At 69.2% G+C, this 20,734-nt stretch carries 16 protein-coding genes; 14 read left to right on the top strand and 2 right to left on the bottom strand.

What is annotated here, in order from left to right; all coding sequences use genetic code 11:
- Positions 1-85: 85 nt before the first annotated feature.
- A complete protein-coding gene (locus ACGFNP_RS46775; RefSeq protein ID WP_393329488.1) occupies positions 86-1,009 on the bottom strand; it encodes a LysR family transcriptional regulator in 924 nt (307 codons plus the stop codon).
- Between the two features lie 133 nt (positions 1,010-1,142).
- On the opposite strand from ACGFNP_RS46775, the gene ACGFNP_RS46770 reads away from it, so the two are divergent.
- The 3 genes from ACGFNP_RS46770 to ACGFNP_RS46760 all read left to right on the top strand — a co-directional run bounded on the left by ACGFNP_RS46770 (position 1,143) and on the right by ACGFNP_RS46760 (position 6,646).
- On the top strand, positions 1,143-3,998 hold the full coding sequence (locus ACGFNP_RS46770; protein WP_393329486.1) for an FAD-binding and (Fe-S)-binding domain-containing protein: 2,856 nt from the start codon (positions 1,143-1,145) through the stop codon (positions 3,996-3,998).
- A 14-nt stretch (positions 3,999-4,012) separates the two neighbouring features.
- Positions 4,013-5,170, top strand: a complete 1,158-nt coding sequence (locus tag ACGFNP_RS46765) for a Glu/Leu/Phe/Val dehydrogenase (protein WP_393329484.1) — start codon at positions 4,013-4,015, stop codon at positions 5,168-5,170.
- Between the two features lie 150 nt (positions 5,171-5,320).
- Positions 5,321-6,646 carry an NAD-binding protein gene (locus ACGFNP_RS46760; RefSeq protein WP_393329482.1) on the top strand — a complete coding sequence of 442 codons (1,326 nt, stop codon included), beginning with the start codon at positions 5,321-5,323 and terminating at the stop codon, positions 6,644-6,646.
- A gap of 7 nt (positions 6,647-6,653) precedes the next feature.
- On the opposite strand, the gene ACGFNP_RS46755 is transcribed toward ACGFNP_RS46760, so the two are convergent.
- Positions 6,654-8,924, bottom strand: a complete 2,271-nt coding sequence (locus tag ACGFNP_RS46755) for an ATP-binding protein (protein ID WP_393329480.1) — start codon at positions 8,922-8,924, stop codon at positions 6,654-6,656.
- A gap of 248 nt (positions 8,925-9,172) precedes the next feature.
- Between ACGFNP_RS46755 and ACGFNP_RS46750 the strand changes: the two genes are divergently transcribed.
- The 11 genes from ACGFNP_RS46750 (at position 9,173) to ACGFNP_RS46700 (ending at position 20,724) form a co-directional block, all read left to right on the top strand.
- Complete coding sequence (locus ACGFNP_RS46750; RefSeq protein WP_393329478.1) at positions 9,173-10,168, top strand: ornithine cyclodeaminase family protein; 996 nt, start codon at positions 9,173-9,175, stop codon at positions 10,166-10,168.
- A 23-nt stretch (positions 10,169-10,191) separates the two neighbouring features.
- On the top strand, positions 10,192-11,742 hold the full coding sequence (locus ACGFNP_RS46745) for an aldehyde dehydrogenase family protein (protein WP_393329476.1): 1,551 nt from the start codon (positions 10,192-10,194) through the stop codon (positions 11,740-11,742).
- A 42-nt stretch (positions 11,743-11,784) separates the two neighbouring features.
- Positions 11,785-12,933 carry a branched-chain amino acid ABC transporter substrate-binding protein gene (locus ACGFNP_RS46740; protein ID WP_393329474.1) on the top strand — a complete coding sequence of 383 codons (1,149 nt, stop codon included), beginning with the start codon at positions 11,785-11,787 and terminating at the stop codon, positions 12,931-12,933.
- A complete protein-coding gene (locus ACGFNP_RS46735) occupies positions 12,930-13,823 on the top strand; it encodes a branched-chain amino acid ABC transporter permease (RefSeq protein ID WP_393329473.1) in 894 nt (297 codons plus the stop codon). Before ACGFNP_RS46740 ends, ACGFNP_RS46735 begins: the two co-directional genes overlap by 4 nt.
- The gene (locus ACGFNP_RS46730) at positions 13,820-14,806 is read left to right on the top strand and encodes a branched-chain amino acid ABC transporter permease (RefSeq protein WP_393329471.1); all 987 of its coding nucleotides are present in this window, start codon (positions 13,820-13,822) and stop codon (positions 14,804-14,806) included. The genes ACGFNP_RS46735 and ACGFNP_RS46730 overlap by 4 nt, the downstream gene beginning before the upstream one ends.
- Positions 14,803-15,570: an ABC transporter ATP-binding protein gene (locus tag ACGFNP_RS46725; protein ID WP_393329469.1), complete on the top strand. Its 768-nt coding sequence runs from the start codon at positions 14,803-14,805 to the stop codon at positions 15,568-15,570. The genes ACGFNP_RS46730 and ACGFNP_RS46725 overlap by 4 nt, the downstream gene beginning before the upstream one ends.
- Positions 15,563-16,285 carry an ABC transporter ATP-binding protein gene (locus tag ACGFNP_RS46720; protein WP_393329467.1) on the top strand — a complete coding sequence of 241 codons (723 nt, stop codon included), beginning with the start codon at positions 15,563-15,565 and terminating at the stop codon, positions 16,283-16,285. The genes ACGFNP_RS46725 and ACGFNP_RS46720 overlap by 8 nt, the downstream gene beginning before the upstream one ends.
- Before the next feature lie 14 nt (positions 16,286-16,299).
- Entirely contained in the window at positions 16,300-17,196 is an 897-nt protein-coding gene (locus tag ACGFNP_RS46715) for a LysR substrate-binding domain-containing protein (protein ID WP_393329465.1), read from the top strand.
- Positions 17,197-17,773: 577 nt separating this feature from the next.
- Positions 17,774-18,121 (top strand): hypothetical protein, encoded by a 348-nt coding sequence (locus ACGFNP_RS46710; RefSeq protein ID WP_393329463.1) that lies wholly within the window; start codon positions 17,774-17,776, stop codon positions 18,119-18,121.
- A 521-nt stretch (positions 18,122-18,642) separates the two neighbouring features.
- Positions 18,643-19,584: a tyrosine-type recombinase/integrase gene (locus ACGFNP_RS46705; RefSeq protein WP_393329461.1), complete on the top strand. Its 942-nt coding sequence runs from the start codon at positions 18,643-18,645 to the stop codon at positions 19,582-19,584.
- Between the two features lie 327 nt (positions 19,585-19,911).
- Positions 19,912-20,724 (top strand): alpha/beta fold hydrolase, encoded by an 813-nt coding sequence (locus ACGFNP_RS46700; protein WP_393329460.1) that lies wholly within the window; start codon positions 19,912-19,914, stop codon positions 20,722-20,724.
- Positions 20,725-20,734 lie beyond the last annotated feature (10 nt).

Here is a 20,734-nt window from a genome sequence, read left to right as displayed (position 1 = left end):
CAGCCTGGGAGCAGGGCGGCGATTAGCCAAGACCCAGCAGGGCAGGAGCTGGCGACCGCCAGACCAAGCTAATCTTGCCCTGCGATCATTCCCCTGATACGGCGAGCCACGGGTCGTCCGTGGCGACAGCCGCTTTGATCGCCCGCAGCGCGGGTTGCAGGAGCGGGTTGACGTTGGCCGCGCGATGGGCCACGAGGACGCGGCGATGAGCCAGATGAGAGGCGATCGGCTCGGCATGGACGCGTTCGTCGGGCACATGTCCCAGCGCGGGCACGACAGCCACGCCCAACCCTGCCCCGACGAGTTGGCGCACGACGTCGTAGTTGTCGCTGCGCCGCGTTATGGCGGGCGCGAAGCCGGCAGCCGCGCACAGGCGCTCCAGCGAGATCGCGCCCGCCGTGCCCTCCCGGCTGGTGATCCACTGCGCCGCCCGGAGTGCCGGCAGTCGCGCCGTCGCCTCGCCGGTGTTCGCGCGCTGATGCTGCGTCAGGAGCAGCAGCGCCTCGCGCAGCAGGGGCACCGTCACCAGCTCCGTCGGCCACCGCTGAGGCACGTGCCCGTACTCGTACAGCAGGGCAGCGTCCAGCTCGCCGTTGACCAGCATCTGGGCCAGTTCGTCCGGCTCGCCCTCCTCCAGCAGGATCTCCGCCGCGGGATGGCCGGCCACCAGGTCCGTCAGTGCGTCGGGCACCAGGCGCACGCTGGCCGTGGGGAAGCTGCCCAGCCGCAGGCGGCCCACCCGCCCGGCGGCCAGGTCACGTATCTCGTCCTCGAACTCCCCGAGCACCGCCAGCACTCGGCCGGCCCGCTCCACGAGCTGGTCGGCCGCCGCGGTCGGCCGGATGCCATGGGCTTGCCGTTCGAACAGCAGGAGGCCGCACGCCCGCTCCAGGCCCGCCATCTGCTGTGACACGCCCGAGGAGGTGTAGCCGAGCTCGCGCGCCGCGATGGCGAACGAACCGGTGCGGCAGACCACCTCAAGGGTGAGCAGATGAGTCGGATTCAGCATGAACCGGCTCCAGGCCAAGGATCGATTGCTCTCACAGCTACAGGCTACCGGGCTTCTGGCTCTTGGCCCGCCAGGCCCCTTCCCCTCACGCTGGAGGGGAACTCCTCCGTATGACTACGACCCGGGGGCCACCATGGCATCATCGGCCGGCGAGCCGATCCTGACCGCACTGCGCCGCGTCGTCCGCGGCGAGGTGACCGCCGATCGCGGCCGCCTCGCCCAGTACGCCGCGGATGCCTCCAACTATCGCCGCGTCCCGCTGGGCGTGGTCTTCCCGCTCGACCGCGAGGACGTCATCGCAGCCGTGGCGGCGTGCGGACACCACGGTGTGCCGCTGACCTGCCGCGGCGCCGGAACCAGCACCTCCGGGCAGGCCATCGGCTCCGGCATCGTCCTGGACTTCTCCCGGCACTGCAACCGCATCCTCGACCTCGATCCCCGGGCGCGCACCGCCCGGGTCGAGCCGGGGCTGGTCCTGGACGACCTCCAGGCCGCAGCGGCCCCGCATGGCCTGGCCTTCGGCCCGGATCCGTCCACCCACAGCCGGTGCACCATCGGCGGCATGATCGGCAACAACGCCTGCGGGTCACACTCCCTCGCCTGGGGGCGCACCAGCGACAACGTCATCGAGCTCGAAGTCCTCACCTACGGCGGGACGGTCCTCACCGTCGGGCCGATGACACCAAGCCAACTCGAGGACGCCATCGCCGAACGCGGCGAACGCGGCCGACTGCTGGCCGGCGTACGCGACCTCGCGATGGAGAACCTGAGCACATTGCGCACGGAGTTCGGCCGCTTTCCCCGGCAGGTCTCCGGGTACGCGCTGGAGCACCTCCTGCCCGAAGCGCGGTTCAACCTGGCCCGCGCCCTGGTCGGCTCCGAAGGCACCTGCGCCGTGGTGCTGTCCGCCAAGCTCAGCCTGGTACGCCGCCCCCGCGCGCGGGCGCTGGCCGTGCTCGGATACCCCGACGCGCCCGCCGCCGCGGACGCGGTGCCCGCCCTGGTTGAACGGGCGCCGATGACGCTCGAAGGCCTGGACCGGGCGCTGACCCGGATGGTCACCCGCCCGGCCGCGCTGGCGGCCGTCGAGCGCCTCCCCGCCGGCGATGCCTGGCTGTTCGCCGAGCTGGGGGCGGACACGCCCGACGAGGCCCGGCGCGCGGCGGCCGATCTCGCCACGGCGGCCGAGCGGACCGCCGGGTTTCTGGGCGCGTACGTCGCCACCAGCCCAGACGAGCAGCGGGCTTTGTGGGGGATCCGGGAGGACGGCGCCGGGCTGGCGACCCGGCTCCCCGACGGGTCCGAGGCGTGGCCGGGCTGGGAGGACGCCGCCGTGCCAGCCGAACGTCTCGGTGCCTACCTGCGCGACTTCAACGACCTCATGGCCCGCTACGGCTTGCGAGGGGCGGTCTACGGCCACTTCGGGGAGGGCTGCCTGCACGTCCGCCTCGACTTCGACTTCGAGACTCACGCAGGCACGGAGGCGTTTCGCGCCTTCCTGGCCGACGCCGCCCGTCTGGTCGCCGAGCACGGCGGCTCGCCCTCCGGGGAGCACGGCGACGGGCAGGCCCGCTCCGAGCTCCTGGACCTGGTCTACAGCAGGCAGGCGGTGGAGCTGTTCGAGCGGTTCAAGCGCCTCTGGGATCCCGGCGACAAGCTCAACCTCGGGGTGATCGTCCATCCTCGTCGCTCCGACCACGACCTGCGCGTCAGCCCGCGCCGCAGCACGATTCCGCTGCACACCATGTTCTCGTACCCCGACGACGACGGCGACTTCGGCCGCGCGGTGCGCCGCTGCGTCGGCGTCGGCAAGTGCCGGACCGGAGGCTCCAGCGGATCGGTGATGTGTCCCAGCTACCGGGTAACCCGCGACGAACGCGACTCTACCCGGGGCCGTGCCCGGCTGCTGTACGAGATGGCGCAAGGGGAGCTGATCGACGACGGGTGGCGCTCCCGAGAGGTCCGCGACGCGCTGGACCTGTGCCTATCGTGCAAGGGGTGCAGCTCCGATTGCCCCGTGGGGGTCGACATGGCGACGTACAAGTCGGAGTTCCTGCACCACCACTACCGCGGCCGCCTGCGCCCGCCGTCTCACTACTCCATGGGATGGCTGCCGGTGTGGTCCCGGCTCGCCGCCCGCGCCCCCCGCCTGGCCAACTCGGTCACCCGCTCGCCACTCGCGCCGCTGGTCAAGCGGCTCGGCGGGATCACCCCGCAGCGTGCCATCCCCGCGTTCGCGAGCGAGAGCTTCCTCAACTGGTTCCGCCGACGCGACGGCGCGCGGGAGGGCACCCCGGTGCTGCTGTGGGTCGACTCGTTCAACAACCACTTCAGCCCGCACGTGCTGCGGGCCGCCGTCACCGTCCTGGAGGCCGCCGGCTTCCAGGTGCACGTGCCGCCCGGCACCCAGTGCTGCGGACTGACGTGGATCAGCACCGGCCAGCTCAGGGTCGCCCGCCGGGTGGCCGCGCGCGCCGTCACGGCGCTGGAGACCCGTCCCGACGTACCTGTCGTCGGTCTGGAACCGAGTTGCACCGCCGCCCTCCGCGGCGACCTGCCCCGGCTGCTGGACACCTCCGCCGCGCGCCGTACCGCCGGTCGCGTCAAGAGTTTGGCCGAACTTCTGCTCGAGCACGCCCCGAACTACACGCCGCCGCGGATCGACGCCCGCTCCATCAGCCAGACACACTGCCACCAGCATGCCGAGGGCGGGTTCGACGCCGACGAGGAGATACTGCGGCGCGCGGGCGTGCACAACACCATCCTGCAGTCCGGCTGTTGCGGGCTCGCCGGGAACTTCGGCTTCGAGCGCGGCCACTACGGCGTCTCGGTCGCCGCCGCCGAGCAGGCGCTGCTTCCCGCCGTGCGCGCCGCCGCCCCGGACACGCTGATCCTCGCCGACGGTTTCAGCTGCCGCACCCAGATCTCCCAGCTCAGCGAGCGAACCGCCATGCACCTCGCCGAACTCCTCGCCATCACGACCACCTGAAGGAAACGCACGCCATGACGGACACGCTCGCACTTATCGACGAATGGGGACCGGAGAAGGTGGTGGTCGTCTCGCACCGCCGGAGTGGGATGAAGGGCGTGCTGGTCATCGACAACACCGCCCGCGGCACCGGCAAGGGCGGCACCAGGATGAGCCCGCACGTTACCGTCGGCGAGGTCGCCCGCCTCGCCAGGGTCATGACCTGGAAGTGGGCCGGCGTCGACATGTTCCACGGCGGCGCGAAGGCGGGGATCGCCGCCGATCCCGCCTCTCCGGACAAGGAGGCGATCCTGCGCGCCTTCGTACGCGCGCTGTCCAACGAGGTCCCCCGCGAGTACGTCCTCGGCCTGGACGTTGGCCTGACCGAGAGGGACGCGGCGATCATCCAGGACGAGCTCGGAGATCGGGGCGCCGCCGTCGGCACACCGCAGGAACTAGGCGGCGTCCCGTACGACGCGCTTGGCATCACCGGGTACGGCGTCGCAGAGGCCGCCGACGCAGCGGCCGGGGCGAGCGGGTTCTCCCTGGCCACGGCCAGGGTGTCCATTCAGGGCTTTGGCGCCGTCGGCGGCGCCGCCGCCCGGCGTCTGGCGGAGCTCGGCGCGACCGTCGTGGCCGTCTCCACTGCCCGCGGTGCCCTGCACGACCCAGTCGGCCTGGACGTCGAGCGGCTGGTCAAACTGCGCGAGATCCACGGGGACGCCCTGGTCGACGAGTACGGCTCGGTCCCCGTCCGCGCCCCGGGCACCGAACTGCTCGTCCCGTGTGACATCCTCGTGCCCGCCGCTCTACAGGACGTCATCGACGCCGAGCTCGCCACCCGCCTGCGGGCACGGCTCGTCGTCGAGGCGGCCAACCTGCCCACGTCCCCCCAGGCGCAGCGGGTCCTGGCGGAGCGCGGCGTCGGCATCGTGCCCGACTTCATCGCGAACGCCGGCGGCGTGGTGGCCGCGGGATTCGCCATGGAAGCCCGCTACTCGCCGTTCCGGCCTGACCCGGCACGGATCTTTCCGCTCGTCTCGGCCAAGCTGCGCGACAACACCGAAGCGGTACTGGCGACGGCCCGCACCTGCGGCATACCGCCCCACGAGGCGGCGCGCACGATCGCCCAGGACAGGGTCCGCGCCGCCATGCGGCTCAAGGGCCGCGTTCCCCTCGCGGAGCGGGCATGACAGCGGCCTACCACGCGGCCGGGCAGAGCACCACATCCGAAAGCGCCACGTCCGGAAGCAGCGCATCGCGCTGCCACTGCGGCCGGATCCTGAATCACTGCATGGGCTGCGGGAGCCTACGCTGCCTTGGCTGCGACCCCTACCGTTCCGATGACTGCGACCTCCTTTCCTGAGCCCGTCTACGTCGTCATCGGCGGCGAGGCGGCCCGCGGCGTCTGCGGCTCACTGCTGGCGGTCGGCCACACCGTGCGCCACCTCATCCAGCCCACCGACAAGGACCTGCACGAGGCGCTGGGCCAGCACGTCGCGGGCGTGGCGATCCTGCTCGACGACGATGTGGAATCTCTGCGCTATGCCCTCGCTGTGGAGCACATCCGCCCCAGCGTCACGCTGGTCGTCCAGATCTTCGACCGGACCGTCGCCGAACAACTGGTGCGGGTGGTGCCCAACTGCCGCGTCACGTCGCCGGCCGACGTCGCGGTGCCCGCCTTCCTGGCGGCCTGCGTCGCACCCGACCTGCTTGCGGTGACGCGGACGCCCTCCGGGCACGTCGCGGCCCGCTGGGACGGGAACACCGTCCGCCAGGAGCCCTACCGGCTCCCGCGCCCGCTGCGGCGGCGAGCGCGGATGGGCAGGATCAAAGGCCAGTTACGGCCGCACGACGGCAGCTCTCGCATCATGCTCGCCGGCCTGGCGGGGCTGCTCGCGGTGCTCTTCGCGGACTGGGCATGGTCCGTGGCGGTGCACCGCAGAGCACCGATCGAGGCGCTGTTCGACGCGGTGCGCACCGTGTCGACCGTCGGACCGGCGTCCACGCACGGCTCGGACGCCTACCTGCTGTTCGCCAGCGTCGCAATGATTTTCACCATGGTCTTCACCGCCGTCTTCACCGCCGGCATGGTGGACCGGCTGCTGGCGCCCCGCTCACTCGGTATCGTGGGCCCCCGGGCCCTGCCCCGAGCCGGCCACGTGGTTGTGGTCGGTCTGGGACAGGTGGGCCTGCGGCTGTGCACCCAGCTCCAGGACCTGGGCATCGGCGTGGTGGCGATCGAGCGAGACCCGGCCGCACCCAACCTCCGGGTCGCCAGGGCGCTCCGGGTACCCGTCCTCGTGGCCGACGCCATAGACGCCTTCGTGCTCGCCAAGGTCCGCCTGCACGCCGCGCAGGCCCTGGTGGCCGTGGCCTCCGACGACCTGGAGAACATAGCGGTCTCCGTGGCGGCGCGGGCGATCGCGCCCGATCTCCGCGTGGTGATCAGAGCAGGCGATCACGACGCCATCAGGGAGACCCGCTCCTTGTTCCGGATCGGCCTGGTCCACGACCTCAACAGCATGAGCGCAGCTTTCACGAGTGCGAGCCTGCGCGGGTTACTGCCGCGGGGCGTGCTGGCACACGACAGGCGACTCCTGCTCCAGCAGGAGGACGGCACGGTCACGCCGTGGCCACAGGCGGATCGGTGCGGTCATGAACGCTAATCGGCCGCTACGCACGGGAACGCTCGGACACCCAGACGGCTATCTGGGCGCGGGACTTGAAGCCGAGCTTGGCCAGGATGTGCTCGACGTGCCCCTCAGCGGTGCGCTGCGCGATCACCAGCGCGGCCGCGATCTCCTTGTTGCTCATGCCCCGCGCGACGAGCTCAGCGATCTCCGCTTCCCTCCGCGTCAAGGGCGACGGCTCCGCGACCTCCGGCGCAGCGGCGTCCTCCCGCCGCGCCAGCTCGATCAGTGCGGCCAAGGAGAGTGCTGTGCCCTTGTGCACGGCATCGTCGAACGTCCTCGCGGGCAGGGCACGCCGCACCGCCTCCTCGCAGCGCGCGTGGTGATCCGTCAGGTAACCAAAGAGCGGCCCGCCGATGGACCGCCACAGGTTTACGACCGCCCCGAGCAGCCGGGCGGCGCGCTCGTTCTCGCCCTGCTCCGCGGCAATCCAGGCCATCACCTCCACGCACATGGCGAGCCCGAGGCGGTCGTTGAACGGCCGCTTGAGCCGAATGCTCTCCAGCTCCAGCGCATACGCCCCGGACGCGTCGCCCACCCGCCAGGCGGCGATGCCGGACACACACAGCGCGTACGACTTGAACCACAGCTCGCCGTGCGCATCACACACGGCCACGCAGTCGTCGAAGAGCGCGGCTGCCTGATCATGGTCACCGAGATACGACTGGGCGGTGGCCAGGTACATCTGCGAGATCGCCGCGCTCATGCGGTCCCCGAGGTGCTCGTATTGCTTGCACGACTTGCCGAGCAGGATCACGGCCCGGGGCAGATCCTGATCGATCAGCGCGGCCAGCCCCTCGACGTGCATGCTCATCGCAAGAGTACGAGCATCACCCAAGCGACCGGCCAGCGCCCGGCCGTCCCGCAACACCGGTCCAGCGGAGGCGAAATCGCTCTGCAGGATCGCCAGCCGGGCGTTCACGATCAATGCCTTGGCCCGCACCGCGGTGGGGGCGGTGTCCAGGGATAGCAGCAGGTCGAGCCAGCGCCGCCCCTCACGCAGCGAACTGGTCGCGATCCAGTAGTAGCAGAGGGCGGCGGCCATCCTCAGCCCACGGCGAGCCTCATGCCGCTCGGTGACACAGAAATTCAGGGCCACCCGGATGTTGCCCTGCTCGGCGCGCAGGCGGGCGAACCACTCCGCCTGGCCGGGCCCGAACCATTCGGGCTCCGCCCGAGCCACCAGCCGGTGGAACCAACCCCGGTGGCGGCGCCGCAGCTCCTCCTCTTGCCCGAGCTCGCGCAGCCGTTCACGGCCGTACTGTTTGATGGTCTCCAGCAGCCGGTATCGGACCCGGTGGGCGTGCTCCTCCCTGATCAGGATGGACTTGTCCACGAGGCCGGTCACCACGTCGATGACCTCCTCGAGCGCGATGCCGTCCCCCGAACACACCTCCTCGGCGGCCTCCAGTTCGATGCTGTCGGCGAACACGGAGGCACGGGCCCACAGCAACTGCTCCTGCTTCGTGCACAGGGCGTGGCTCCAGCCGATCATCTCCCGCAACGTCCGCCGGCGTGGCAGCGCGGTCCGCGAGCCAGTGGTCAGCAGCCCGAAGCTGTCGTCCAGCCGCGCCAGCACCTGCGCCGGTGAAAGCACCCTCAGCCGAGCGCTCGCCAGCTCGATCGCCAACGGTATGCCGTCCAGGCGGGCGCAGATCAGCTCCACGGAACGGCGGTCGGCCCCGGTCAGCGTGAACCCTCGCAGCATGGTCTGGGCGCGCTCGGCGAACAACTGCACCGCCTCGTCGCGGGGCAGCGTCGGCACATGGAGCACGTGCTCGCCAGCGATGCCCAGCGTCTGCCGGCTCGTGGCGAGGATGCGCAGGTCCGGTAGGTGCTGTACGAGCCGGTCCGCCAGCTCGGCGCACTCGGAGATCAAGTGCTCGCAGTTGTCCAGGAGCAGCAGCGCCTGCTTGCCGCGCAGATTCTCGACGAGTACCTGCAGCGCGGGCCGTGCGGAACGATCCTGGATCTCCAATGCCTCGCCCACCGCGTGCACGAGCAGTTCCGGAGCCTCCACCGCGGTCAGGTCGACCAGCCACACGCCAGCGGGGAAGGCCCGCCGGACCTCGTCGGCGAGCCGCATGGCCAGCCGGGTCTTGCCGACACCGCCCACGCCGGTGAGCGTCACCACTCGCGCGGCCGATAGCAGCCGCCTGGCCTCCGCCAGCTCGCGTCGTCGGCCGACGAAACTCGTCACCTCGGAGGGCGCCCCGACGGCGGGGCGTTCGGCATCCGGTGCTGACTCAGCCATCTGTCGCCTCCTCGTGTCGATGTGGGGCGGTGCGCGGTGTGCTGCGCCGAATTCATCTCCTACACGATACGCCAGAAGGCGTCCAAAGCCCGAGCACGGCTTTAGTGATCTCGCGAGTTACGCCCTGCTCGCAATGTTGGTCACATTAGTTCTGTTCATGTGAGCCACGAACTTTTCGGTTGAGTGGAATCGCTGCATCTCCCAGAATCGAATGAACCGAAACCCCGATTGAACGCAGGGAGATCTACATGACCGGGACGGCGAGCAGGGCCGCCTTCGAGATCGCAAAGGGAGTTCGTGAGATTCTCACGCTCACCGAGGCCGAGGTCGAGGAGAACCTCGATCCCCAGGAGTTGCTGGACGGGCTGGAGGACGGATTCCGGGGGCTCGAACTGGGCGAGGTCCAGTCGCCTTTCCGGCCGGAGCTGACCGTTCCGGGCAAGGGCTTCTCCTTGGCCATGTCGGCCTGGCAACCGGGTTGGCAGATGTGCGTGAAAGTGGTGAACGTCTTCGACGGAAACCTCGATCTCGGGCTGCCCAACCACCTTGCCATGATTAACCTTTTCGATCCGGAGACCGGGGCGACGACCTGCGTCATGGACGGGACCTACATCACCGGGATTCGCACCGCGGCGTCCGCGGTGCTGTCCGCGCGACTGCTGGCCCGGCGCGACGCGCGGATCGCCACGATCGTCGGCGCGGGTGTCCAGGCTCGCGAGCACTTGCGGTTGCTGCCCCTGATCCGGGAATTCGACCGCATCAACGTGTACTCGCTCCACGTCGACGAGGCGGAGCGGTTGGCCGCTCGCGACGACATCGCTCACGCCTCGGCGGAGCTGGAGGCGGCCGTGCGCGAATCGGACGTGGTCTGCCTGGCCACGCACGCGGCCGCGCCGGTGATCGATCCGGGCTGGCTGAAGGCCGGCGCGCATGTGTCCTCCGTCGGGTACTTCCCGCCGGAGGGTGAACTGCCCCGCGAACTGGCGCAGCGGCATCGCCTGTTCGTGGAGTCACTCGACGCCTTCGAACCGGTGCCGATCGGGTGCTCCGAACTCTCCACCGCCGATCCCGGCAAGGCCACGACGCTGGGTGCGGTCGTCCTCGACCCACGGGCGGGTCGGCGGGACGACCGTGAGATCACCGTGTACAAGGCCATGGGGATCGGCATGGAGGACATGGTCGCGGCCAACCTCGTCTACCGTCGCGCGCTGCGCGACGGTGTCGGCGGGGTCATGGCGTGGTAGAGAGCGGAACCGGAGTCTGGCCCGTGACATCATCATCCCCGACGTCCCTTCACCCGCGATCCAGCGAGGGCCTGCGCCATCTGGCCCGGGCATGCCTGCAGCGGTGCGGCGTCGCCATCGACGCCTCCGCCCGCAGCACTGTCACGGCCCGCACGCCGGTGACGGGGGACGAGCTGTTCGACATCCCCGCCGCGGACGCCGCGGCCGTCGGAGCCGCCGTTCAGGCCGCCCACGAAGCCTTCTTGCAGTGGCGGACCGTGCCCGCCCCGGAGCGGGGACGGCTGGTCAAGCGGTTCGGCGAGCTGGTCGAGCGGCACAGGCACGACCTGGCCGAGCTGATCATGATCGAGGTCGGCAAGATCCGCTCCGAGGCGCTCGGCGAAGTCCAGGAGATGATCGACGTCTGCGACTTCGCCGTCGGCCTCTCGCGCCGCTTGGAGGGGCGCACCATGCCCTCCGAGCGACCGGGACACCGGCTCATGGAGACCTGGCATCCGTTGGGCGTCGTCGCGGTCATCTCCGCGTTCAACTTCCCGGCCGCCGTCTGGGCGTGGAACGCCGCGATCGCGCTCGTCTGCGGTGACACGGTCGTGTGGAAGCCGTCACCGATGACGAGCCTGACCGCCCTGGCTTGCTCGGCCCTGCTGGAGCGCGCCGCCGCCGAGTGCGGCATGCCCTCCGAGATCAACCGGCTGGTCATCTGCGACGTGCCGGCGGCCGGAATCCTGCTCGACAGCCCGCTGGTCCCCCTGGTGAGCGCGACCGGATCCGAGCGCATGGGCGCCGAGATCGCCCCGCGCATCGCCCGGCGCTTCGGACGCTCGATCCTCGAACTCGGCGGCAACAACGCCGCGGTGGTGGCGCCGTCGGCCGATCTGGACCTCGCCGTCCGGGGCATCGCGTTTGCGGCGGCCGGGACCGCGGGCCAGCGCTGTACCACCATGCGACGGGTGATCGCCCACGAGTCGGTGGCGGACGAGCTCGTCGAGCGACTCGACGCGGCTTACGCGAAGCTTGTGGTCGGCGATCCGTTCGACGAGGCCACGTTGGTGGGGCCGCTCATCGACGGCACCGCGTTCGGCGCGATGCGCCGAGCGCTGGACCGCGCCGCCCGAGACGGCGGCACCGTCGTCACGGGCGGCACCAGAGTTGACCGGGAAGGGGCTTCGCAGGCGTACTACGCCCGGCCGGCCATCGTCCGCATGCCCGGCCAGAGCGACATCGTGCGGCAGGAGACCTTCGCCCCGATTCTGTACGTCATGACGCACGACTCCTTCGAGGAGGCCGTACGGCTGCACAACGCGGTACCCCAGGGCCTGTCGTCATCGATCTTCACTCTGGACCAGCGCGAGGCCGAGAGTTTCCTCGCCGCCGACGGCTCCGACTGCGGCATCGTCAACGTGAACATCGGTACCTCCGGCGCGGAGATCGGCGGCGCGTTCGGCGGTGAGAAGAGCACGGGAGGCGGCAGGGAGTCCGGCTCCGACGCCTGGCGCGGCTACATGCGCCGTGCGACCAACACCATCAACTACTCCTCCGCACTGCCACTGGCACAAGGCGTCGCATTCGCCTGACAGAAGAGTCGCATTCGTCTAACAGAAGAAAGGAGGAGTCGCATGCGTGCCATTCCTCTGAAGTCCCTCGCGGCGGTCGCCGTCCTCGGCTTCCTGGCCTCCGGTTGCGGTCAGGGCCTGCTCGGCCAGGAAACCGGTGGCGAGCAGCAAGGCCCAATCGTCCTGGGCATGCTGATTCCGCAGTCGGGCAGCGAAGCCTCGATCGGGCCGTACATGATCAACGCGGCCCAGCTGGCGGTTGACGAGATCAACGCTAAGGGCGGCGTGCTGGGCCGCAAGCTGGAGCTGAAGACCGCCGACGACGCCTGCGACGCCCAGTCGGCCACGGCCGCCGCCAACAAGCTCCTCACCGAGGGCGTGCACGTGTCAGTGGGCGGCTACTGCTCAGGGGCGACGCTGCCCACGCTGCCCATCTTCGGCAAGGCGAACATTCCGATGATCATTCCAGCGGCCAACTCGCAGGAACTGGTCGACCAGAAGCTCAACCACGTCTTCATGATTAACGGCACCGGCTCGCAGCAGGCCGAGGCCGCGCAGAAGTGGATCGCCAAGCAGGGCGGTCGGCGTGTCGCGCTGATGCACGACAACACCAGCTACTCCAAGGACATCGCGCTGCGCACCCAGTCGAGTCTCGGCGCGGCGGCGGTCACCCTCGAGGCGGTGACGCCGAAGGAGAGCGACTACAGCGCCAACATCACCAACGTGCTGGCCAAGAAGCCCGACTTCGTCTACTGGACCGGCTACTTCCAGGAGGGCGGCTTGATCGTCCGCCAGCTGCGGCAGGCAGGCTACAAGGGTTCGATCATGGTCGGTGACGGATCGGTGTCGCCGAAGCTGGCCGAGATCGCCGGCGGCGAGGCGGCCGAGGGCGTTTACGCCACCATGACCCAGACGCCCGACACCCTGGAGGGTGCGGAGGGCTGGATCGAGGCATACAAGAAGAAGTTCAACGCCGAGCCAGGGCCGTACTCCAATCAGGCCTACGACGCGGTCCGGCTGGCGGCCGAGGCGGTGGGCAAGGCGGGCGGCACCGACGGCGCGAAGGTGATCGCCGCGCTGGAGGCGATCGACGGGTTCCCAATGTTCTCCGGGCCGCTGAAGTTCACGCCGGAGCACACGCTGGCCAGCGGCGGATTCCAGATTCTCGTGGTCAAGGACGGTGCCTTCGCCCTGCAGGATTCGCTGTCATGACGCAGCTCGTCTGGAACGGTCTGTTCGTCGGCTCGTTCTACGCCCTGGTGGCGTTGGGCTACAGCATGGTGTACGGGATCATCAAGCTGCTCAACTTCGCCCACGGCGACCTGTACATGCTGGGCGCGTTCACCGGTTTCGCGGTCCTCGGCGCAGTCGGGGGCGTACCCGCCTCGGTGGGGTTGGTGGCGCTGCTGGCCGTGCTGCTGGTGACCATGGTCGCCTCCGGCCTGGCCGGGGTGGCGCTGGAACGCATCGCCTACCGGCCGCTGCGCCGGGCGCCCCGGCTGTCCCTGCTGATCACCGCGGTCGGCGCGTCCTTCGCGTTGGAGTACGGGATGCGCGCGGTGGCCGGAGCCGATCCGCAGGTGTACCCGGTGCGGCTGGGCGGCACGGCGATCGAGGTGTTCGGCGCCCGGCTCACCCTGCAGCAACTGGTGCTGGTGGGGGCGGCCGTGGCGCTGATGGCCGGGCTGAACCTGCTGGTCACCCGCACCCGCGAGGGCCGGGCCATGCGGGCCATCGCGCTGGATCCGCGGACCAGCTCGCTGATGGGCATCGACGTGGACGCGGTGATCTCCCGCACATTCTTCCTCGGCTCGGCGCTGGCCGGGGCAGCGGGCGTGATGGCCGGTGCCTACTACGGGAAGATCGACTTCTTGATGGGGTTTCTGATCGGGTTGAAGGCGTTCACCGCCGCAGTCATCGGCGGTATCGGCAACCTCCCCGGCACCATGCTGGGCGGTCTGCTGCTGGGCCTGCTGGAGTCGTTCGGCACCTTCTGGCTCGGAGGCGAGTGGCGGGACGTGTTCACGTTCGGGGTGCTGATCCTTTTCCTGACGGTGCGGCCGACCGGGCTGCTCGGTGAACGCGTCACGGAGCGAGTATGACGACGGCCGACCAGAGCAAAACCGGGACCGAGCCGCGCCTCCTGGGGACGGGCGAGACCCCCAGCCGCGCCTCGAAGCTGCTGGGCAACAATCGGGTCGGGCTGGCCGGCCTGCTGATCGCGCTGGCGGCGCCGTTCGTGAACGCCAGCCCGTACGGGCTGGCGGTGATGACCAGCGCGGCGATCTTCGTGATGCTGGCGGCCGGGCTGAACATCGTGGTCGGCTACTGCGGGCTGCTGGATCTGGGTTACGTCGCCTTCTTCGCCGTCGGCGCCTACACCAGCGGCGTGCTGGCCACCCGACTCGACCTGCCGCTGGTGGCCACCGTACCGGTGGTGCTGGTGGTCACCGTGATCGCCGGGATCGTCATCGGCGCCCCGACGCTGCGGCTGCGCAGCGACTACCTGGCCATCGTGACGCTGGGCTTCGGCGAGATCATCCGCATCTCTGCCAACAACCTCGACATCACCGGCGGCCCGTCCGGCATCTACGGTATCCCGCCGCTGACCACCAGCCCGGTGGTCTTCTACTACCTGACTGTGGCCGTGGTCGCCCTGGCCGTGCTCGGCGCGGCCCGGCTCAGCCGCTCCCGCCTGGGGCGCGCCTGGCGGTTCGTCCGTGAGGACGAGGACGCCGCCGAGGCCATGGGCGTGCACACCTACCGCATCAAGCTGGCCGCCTATATCGCGGGCGCAGTCTGGGGCGGCCTGGCCGGCGTGCTGTTCGCCTCCCAGCTGTCGGCCATCTCCCCCAACAGCTTCACCTTCCTGCAATCAGCGCTGGTGCTCATGGCCGTGGTCCTGGGCGGCATGGGCTCGGTCCCGGGCGTCGTCGTCGGTGCCATCGTGATCAGCCTCCTCCCGGAGATCCTGCGCGACCTGGCCGACTACCGCTTCTTCCTGTTCGGCGTTCTGCTCATCGTCTTCATGCTGGCACGCCCCCAGGGCTTGTGGCCCGCCCGATCCAAAGAGGCTCTCAAATGACCCTGCTGCGCGTCGAGGATCTCCGCCTGTCCTTCGGCGGGCTGCTGGCCATCGACGGGCTGTGCTTCTCCGTCGGCCAGGCCGAGATCGTCTCGGTAATCGGCCCCAACGGCGCCGGCAAGACCTCTGCCTTCAACTGCGTCACCGGCTTCTACCGGCCCGCCAGCGGCCAGATCACGCTGCGCGGCAAGAGCCTGAGCGGCCTTCGCCCCTCGGCCATCGCCGGCCTGGGCATCGCGCGCACCTTCCAGAACCTGCGGCTGTTCGGCGAACTGTCGGTGCTGGACAACGTGCGCGCCGGCGCCCACCTGTGGCTGCGGCAGAACATCTTCGACGCCCTGCTACACACCCCCCGCTACCGCCGCTCCGAGCGCGAATACACCCAAGCCGCCCACCACTGGCTCGACTTCGTCGGCCTGCGCGGTGACCGCTACGGCGCCGCCCGCAACCTTCCCTACGGCGAGCAGCGGCGCGCCGAGATCGCCCGGGCGCTGGCCCGCCGCCCGGACCTGCTCCTACTAGACGAGCCCGCCGCCGGGCTCAACCACGGGGAGAAGGCCGAGATGCTCGACCTCATCCGCCGCATCCAGGCCCTGGGCATCGCCATCGTGCTCATCGAACACGACATGGGCCTGGTCATGGAGGTCTCTGAGCGCGTCGTCGTGCTCAACTTCGGCCGCGAGATCGCCGACGGCCGCCCCGAGGACGTCCGGCGCGACCCCGCTGTCATCGAGGCATACCTGGGGAGGGACTCCCATGCTTGACATCCACGGACTCGACGTCCACTACGACGGCGTGCACGCCCTGCGCGGCCTGTCCGTGACCGTCAAGCAGGGCGAGATCGTCGCCCTGCTCGGCAACAACGGAGCGGGCAAGACCACCACCCTGTCCGCGATCTCCGGACTCGTGCGTCCCAGCGACGGCACCGTCGTCTTCGACGGCCAAGAAATCACTCGTGACAAACCCCACACCATCACCGCACGCGGGCTGGTGCACGTCCCCGAAGGCCGCCGCGTCTTCTCCACCCTCACCATCCACGAGAACCTGCAGCTCGGCGGCTACATGGTGCACGACCAGGCCGAGATCCGCAAACGCATCGCCCACGTCTACGAGCTGCTGCCCCGTCTCGCCGAACGCCGTAACCAGCAAGGAGGCACCCTCTCAGGCGGCGAACAGCAGATGCTCGCCATCGGCCGCGCCCTCGTCACCGGCCCTCGACTGCTCCTTCTCGACGAGCCCTCCATGGGACTGGCTCCACTCGTGGTCACCTCCGTCATGCGGCTCATCGCACAGATCAACGCTGAGGGCACCTCCGTCCTCCTCGTCGAACAGAACGCCACCGCCGCCCTCGGGATCGCGCATCGCGGGTATGTCATCGAGAACGGCGTCCCCATTCTCGAGGGCCACGCCGCCGAATTGCGCGCAGACCCCAGAGTTGCCGACGCCTACCTAGGCGGCATGACACATAAGCCCAACTAACGTAGCGTTAGCCCATGGAGCTGAATTCAGGGACACTGACAAAGCTTCGAGCCTTCGAGGCGGTCGGGCGTCATCTTAGTTTCGCTAAGGCAGCTCAGGAGCTTTATGTAACCCCGGCCGCGCTCAGCCACCATGTGCGACATCTGGAGGAGGAGCTCGGGGTTCCGCTCATCACGCGCCTGCACCGGCGCATCGAGCTTTCTCCGAGCGGGATGAGGCTCCTCCCCGAGTGCTCGCAGGCGCTCCAGATCCTCAGCCGCGCGGTTCGAGAGGTCAAACGGACCGACCAGCAGGAGACTCTCACGGTCAGCGTCGCCCCGTACTTCTCGGCGAGGTGGCTGACCCCGCGGCTGGGCCGATTCTGGGCACATCACCCGGACATCGACCTGCGGCTGCACCACGCCTACCAGCCGGCCGACTTCTTCACCGACAACCTGGACGCGGGGATCAACTGGTGTCCGGGCGACTGGCCCAACGCCGAGAGCACGCTGGTGCTGCACGGCAGGCTCACGATCGTGTGCAGCCGCGCCTACCTCAAGCAGTTGCCTCCTGATCCCTCCCCCCACGATCTGCTCGGCCACAGGCTCATGTTCGAGTTCAGCATCGAGCATCTGATCCGCTGGTTTGAAGCGTCCGGCGTCAAGCTTCCCGAACCGCCCAGAGCCGACCAGGTAGACGACTCGCACACGCTGCGCAGGCTCGCCTTGGACGGCCACGGCGCTGCCCTGTTCTTCTCTGGTCTGATTCACGAGGACCTCCGGACCGGCCAACTCGTCCGCCCGTTCGACGTCGAGATCGATCCGGGCAGCGCATACTACCTGACCAGGCCGAAGGACCGGCCGGTCGGGCGACGACTGAAGCTCTTCACCGCATGGCTGATGAGCGAGATCGCCACGAGCCCCTACGTGTGATCGGGGCCGCTCGCTGCTCTACAGTGTGGCGACCATGGACGCACCTCACGTTCTTCCCCTTCGCCTGGCGCGTGCCTACCGCGCTGTAGGCCATCGCTGATCAGATCTCCACTGGGTCACCTCGAGGACCTGATGCCCGAGCACGGCGGTAACACTGGCATGGTCAACCTGCACAGTGACCGGGCCTGTGTGAGATCTTCGCCACCTCCGCCAACGCGTCCGCGTCCAGGTAAAAGAACCGCTCCAGATCCTCCGGCGACGGATCCGTCAAGAACCGCCGATACCAGGCCCTCTGCTCCTCAGACAAATACTGAAACGACATAAACCGTGACGGTATGAGATCAATGACCGCTTGCCAGCCGGTACACCCAAACCGAGATCAACCCGTCCGCGGCGCCTCGGCTCGCACCCCCCTGACCTGCGCCGGAGCTTACCGTTCAATTCCGGCCGGATAGTCCCAAGACCCCTTAGTCGTAGTTCTTGGCGATGATGTCCCAACGGACCGGCCTGGTCATCGCCGGCGCCAGGTTCGCATACCGGGCCAGGTCTCCGTAATCGGTCTGGGAGCTTGACCCTTGTGCTGCTCGCGATCAGCCCACTCGCAGTCAGCCACCTGGTTGTCGCGTGCGTATGGGCCGCGATCTGGGGCACAACCGACGGAATGGTCTCCGTCGTGCAGCAACACCGGCTGGTGACCCTTGCACCCGCCTCGGCACCAGTTCTCCTTGGCCTCAACTCCTCCGCGATCTACCTCGGAGTTGCGATGGGCGGTGGACTTGGCGGTCTGGCTCAAGACTGGCTGTCGGTCACCGTGCTCGGCGTTCCCGCTGCCGTCCTGGCATTGCTCGCCACCACCATCACCCTCGCCGAGGGGAGAATCGACACGGTGAAGGGCTCACTGAGGGCAGCCGAGAACCGCCGCTGACGCAGCCAACGGGCTGTCTATAACGCCAATGGATTAAGACCGGCAGGGTGGAACTGCTCGCCGCGATCCGGCGCGATGCCCGGTCAGGTCTGTCGAACCATGCCATGCAACGCAAGGGCGGCATCGGGTATCACACGGTCACCGCTGCGTTGAACTCGGAGTGACCCGAGCCACGTTGCGCGGGGGCTGGTGTTCCGGTTGAGGATCCATTTACGGAACACCAGCTCATTCCCTCCACCCTTCACGCCCGTCTCCCTCACGAGATCACGGCGCTCGTGATGCTCGCACTCCCGAAAGCCGCAGTCGAGCACACCGAGTAGAGAACCCATGCCGCCCCACATGTCGGCGAGCCCGTCCGTAGAATCCCCTTCATGTACGTGATAATTGGCTATTATCACGTACATGAGCGATCACGGCGGCGCGGCGACCAGGAGATGCCTTTGCCGAGGCAGTGTGCGACTTCGGCACGTTATCCGGTACATCGCTCGGGTCGGAACAGCGCTCACCGCCCGGGGGCCAGCATGAGCTCGGCGCCGAAGGTCGCCGCCCTGCGCGGCGGGTACATCACCCTCGCCGAGGCCGCCGACGCCTTCCTCGCCACCTCGCGCACGGCCAATCCCAACACCCACCGCGCCTACGCCTCGGCCATCGACCGCGTCAACGCGCTGCTCGGCCGCAAGCGGCCGCTCGCCGAAGTCGCCGACGCCGAGATCGGCACCGCACTCGCCGAGTTGTGGGGCGCGAGCGCGCCGGCAACCTGGAACCGCAACCGCGCCGCCATCGCCTCCTGGCTGTCCTGGTGCCATGCCAAGAAGCACTGGGCCGCCCCGTCGGTCCCGGCTGACGCCGAACGCCGCAAGGAGAGCGCCGACGAGACCCGCGCGGTCGCGAAAGCCACCATCCACCGGCTGCTGTCGCGCCGCGACATCCCCCTGCGGGAGCGGGCGCTGTGGCGGATGCTCTATGAGACCGCCGCCCGGGCCTCCGAGATCCTGGCGCTGAACGTCGAGGACCTCGACCTGGAGCACCGCCGCGCCCCCGTCCAGTCCAAAGGTGGCGCCGTCGAGTGGGTGTATTGGGACAGTGGCACCGCCCACCTGCTACCTCGCCTGCTCCGGCTGCCTGACGGCACCTCACGTACCCACGGCCCGTTGTTCCTATCCGAACGGCGCCCCGTCCCGGCCCGCCGCCCGGCCGCCGCCGACATCTGCCCGCGCACCGGCCGCGCCCGCCTCGGCTACGACCGCGCCCGCGTCCTGCTGGAGAAGTACGCCGGGCTCGACCTGCACCAGCTGCGCCACAGCGCCGCCACCCACCTCGGCGAAGCCGAGGTACCGCTGCAGCTCATCATGGGCAAGACCCGGCACAAGAACCCCCGCACCGCCATGCGCTACGTCAAACCCGGCGCCGAAGCCATCGCCAAGGTCACCGAGGTCCTGGCACCCCGCCGCCGTACCCACTGATCAGCAACTTCTCCTAGGCGAGCCGAGGACACTGCCCCTTTTTCCTCGTACTTGGTCACTAGCCCCTACTTGGTCTGCCTCCCAACATCAACCCCTTGTCGCGCCAGTGCCGTCTCCTCCGACGAGCAAGCCGCTCGCCTCAAGATCCACTCAATGTGGGTTTTGGGCTTATGTGGGCTGACCCCCAGTATCGGGCGATCCGCTAGGCCCGTTTTCCGGCCTTGGGGGACATCGGTACAACCGTTGATGGTGGCAGGCCGTCGGTCTTCAACTCTGCGGGAACATTTGTCCAAGACTGGCGGCGGGCCGCGCGTGCATAGTCTCCGCATGAGTGAATACGACATTGAACGTTCGCATGGGATGCACGTGGTCCATGACGGCCCGCGGCAGGCGCCGCCGTTGTTGCTCATCCACGGGTCGGGGGCCTCGGGCGGTTTCTGGGGTCCGGTGGTCCCGGCGCTGGCTGGTCACCATCACGTCATCCGGGTCGACCTGCCGGGTTGCGGTCAGTCCCCGCCCGCGCCGTCGTATGACGTGCCCGCGCAGGCGGGCCAGGTGGCGGCGCTGCTGGACGACCTCGGCCTTCGTCACGTCGCCGCGGCCGGGCACTCCAGCGGCGGCTACGTCGCCACCGCGCTTGCCGAACAACGTCCCGACCTCGTGGGTTCGCTCGCACTGATCAGTAGCGGCCCAAGTCCGGATGCGCTCCTCCGGCAGCCGTTCATCCTTCGGCTCCTGCTGGCCCCGCCTTTGGGCCCGCTCCTGTGGCCGAGGCGTTCGGATGCGATGATCCGCAAGGGGATCAGCGCGACGGCCGTTCGCCCGGTGGACCTCCCGGACGACGTGGTCGCCGACGTACGGGGCATCACCTACCGCGTGATGAGGACGGTGCTGCGCCGGAACACCGCCTACATCGCCGAACGGAGCATGCCCGAGCGTCTGGCCGCCCTCGGGGTCCCCGTTCAGGTGATCTTCGGCTCTGCCGACCCCCGTTGGGAGCCGTCGTCGGCGCACCAGTACGACGCGGTGCCGAACGCACGGGTCGAGCTGCTGCCCGGCGTCGGGCACCTACCCATGGTGGAAGAGCCCGAGACGACCAGCAAACTGCTGCTGAGCTTCACGGCAACGGGCCGCCGATGACCCGTGATCC

Origin of the sequence: Nonomuraea sp. NPDC049269 (genome assembly GCF_043197155.1) — a bacterium.
In the GTDB taxonomy this organism is placed as follows: Bacteria; Actinomycetota; Actinomycetes; order Streptosporangiales; family Streptosporangiaceae; genus Nonomuraea.
This window is presented reverse-complemented; position numbering and strand designations above follow the sequence as displayed.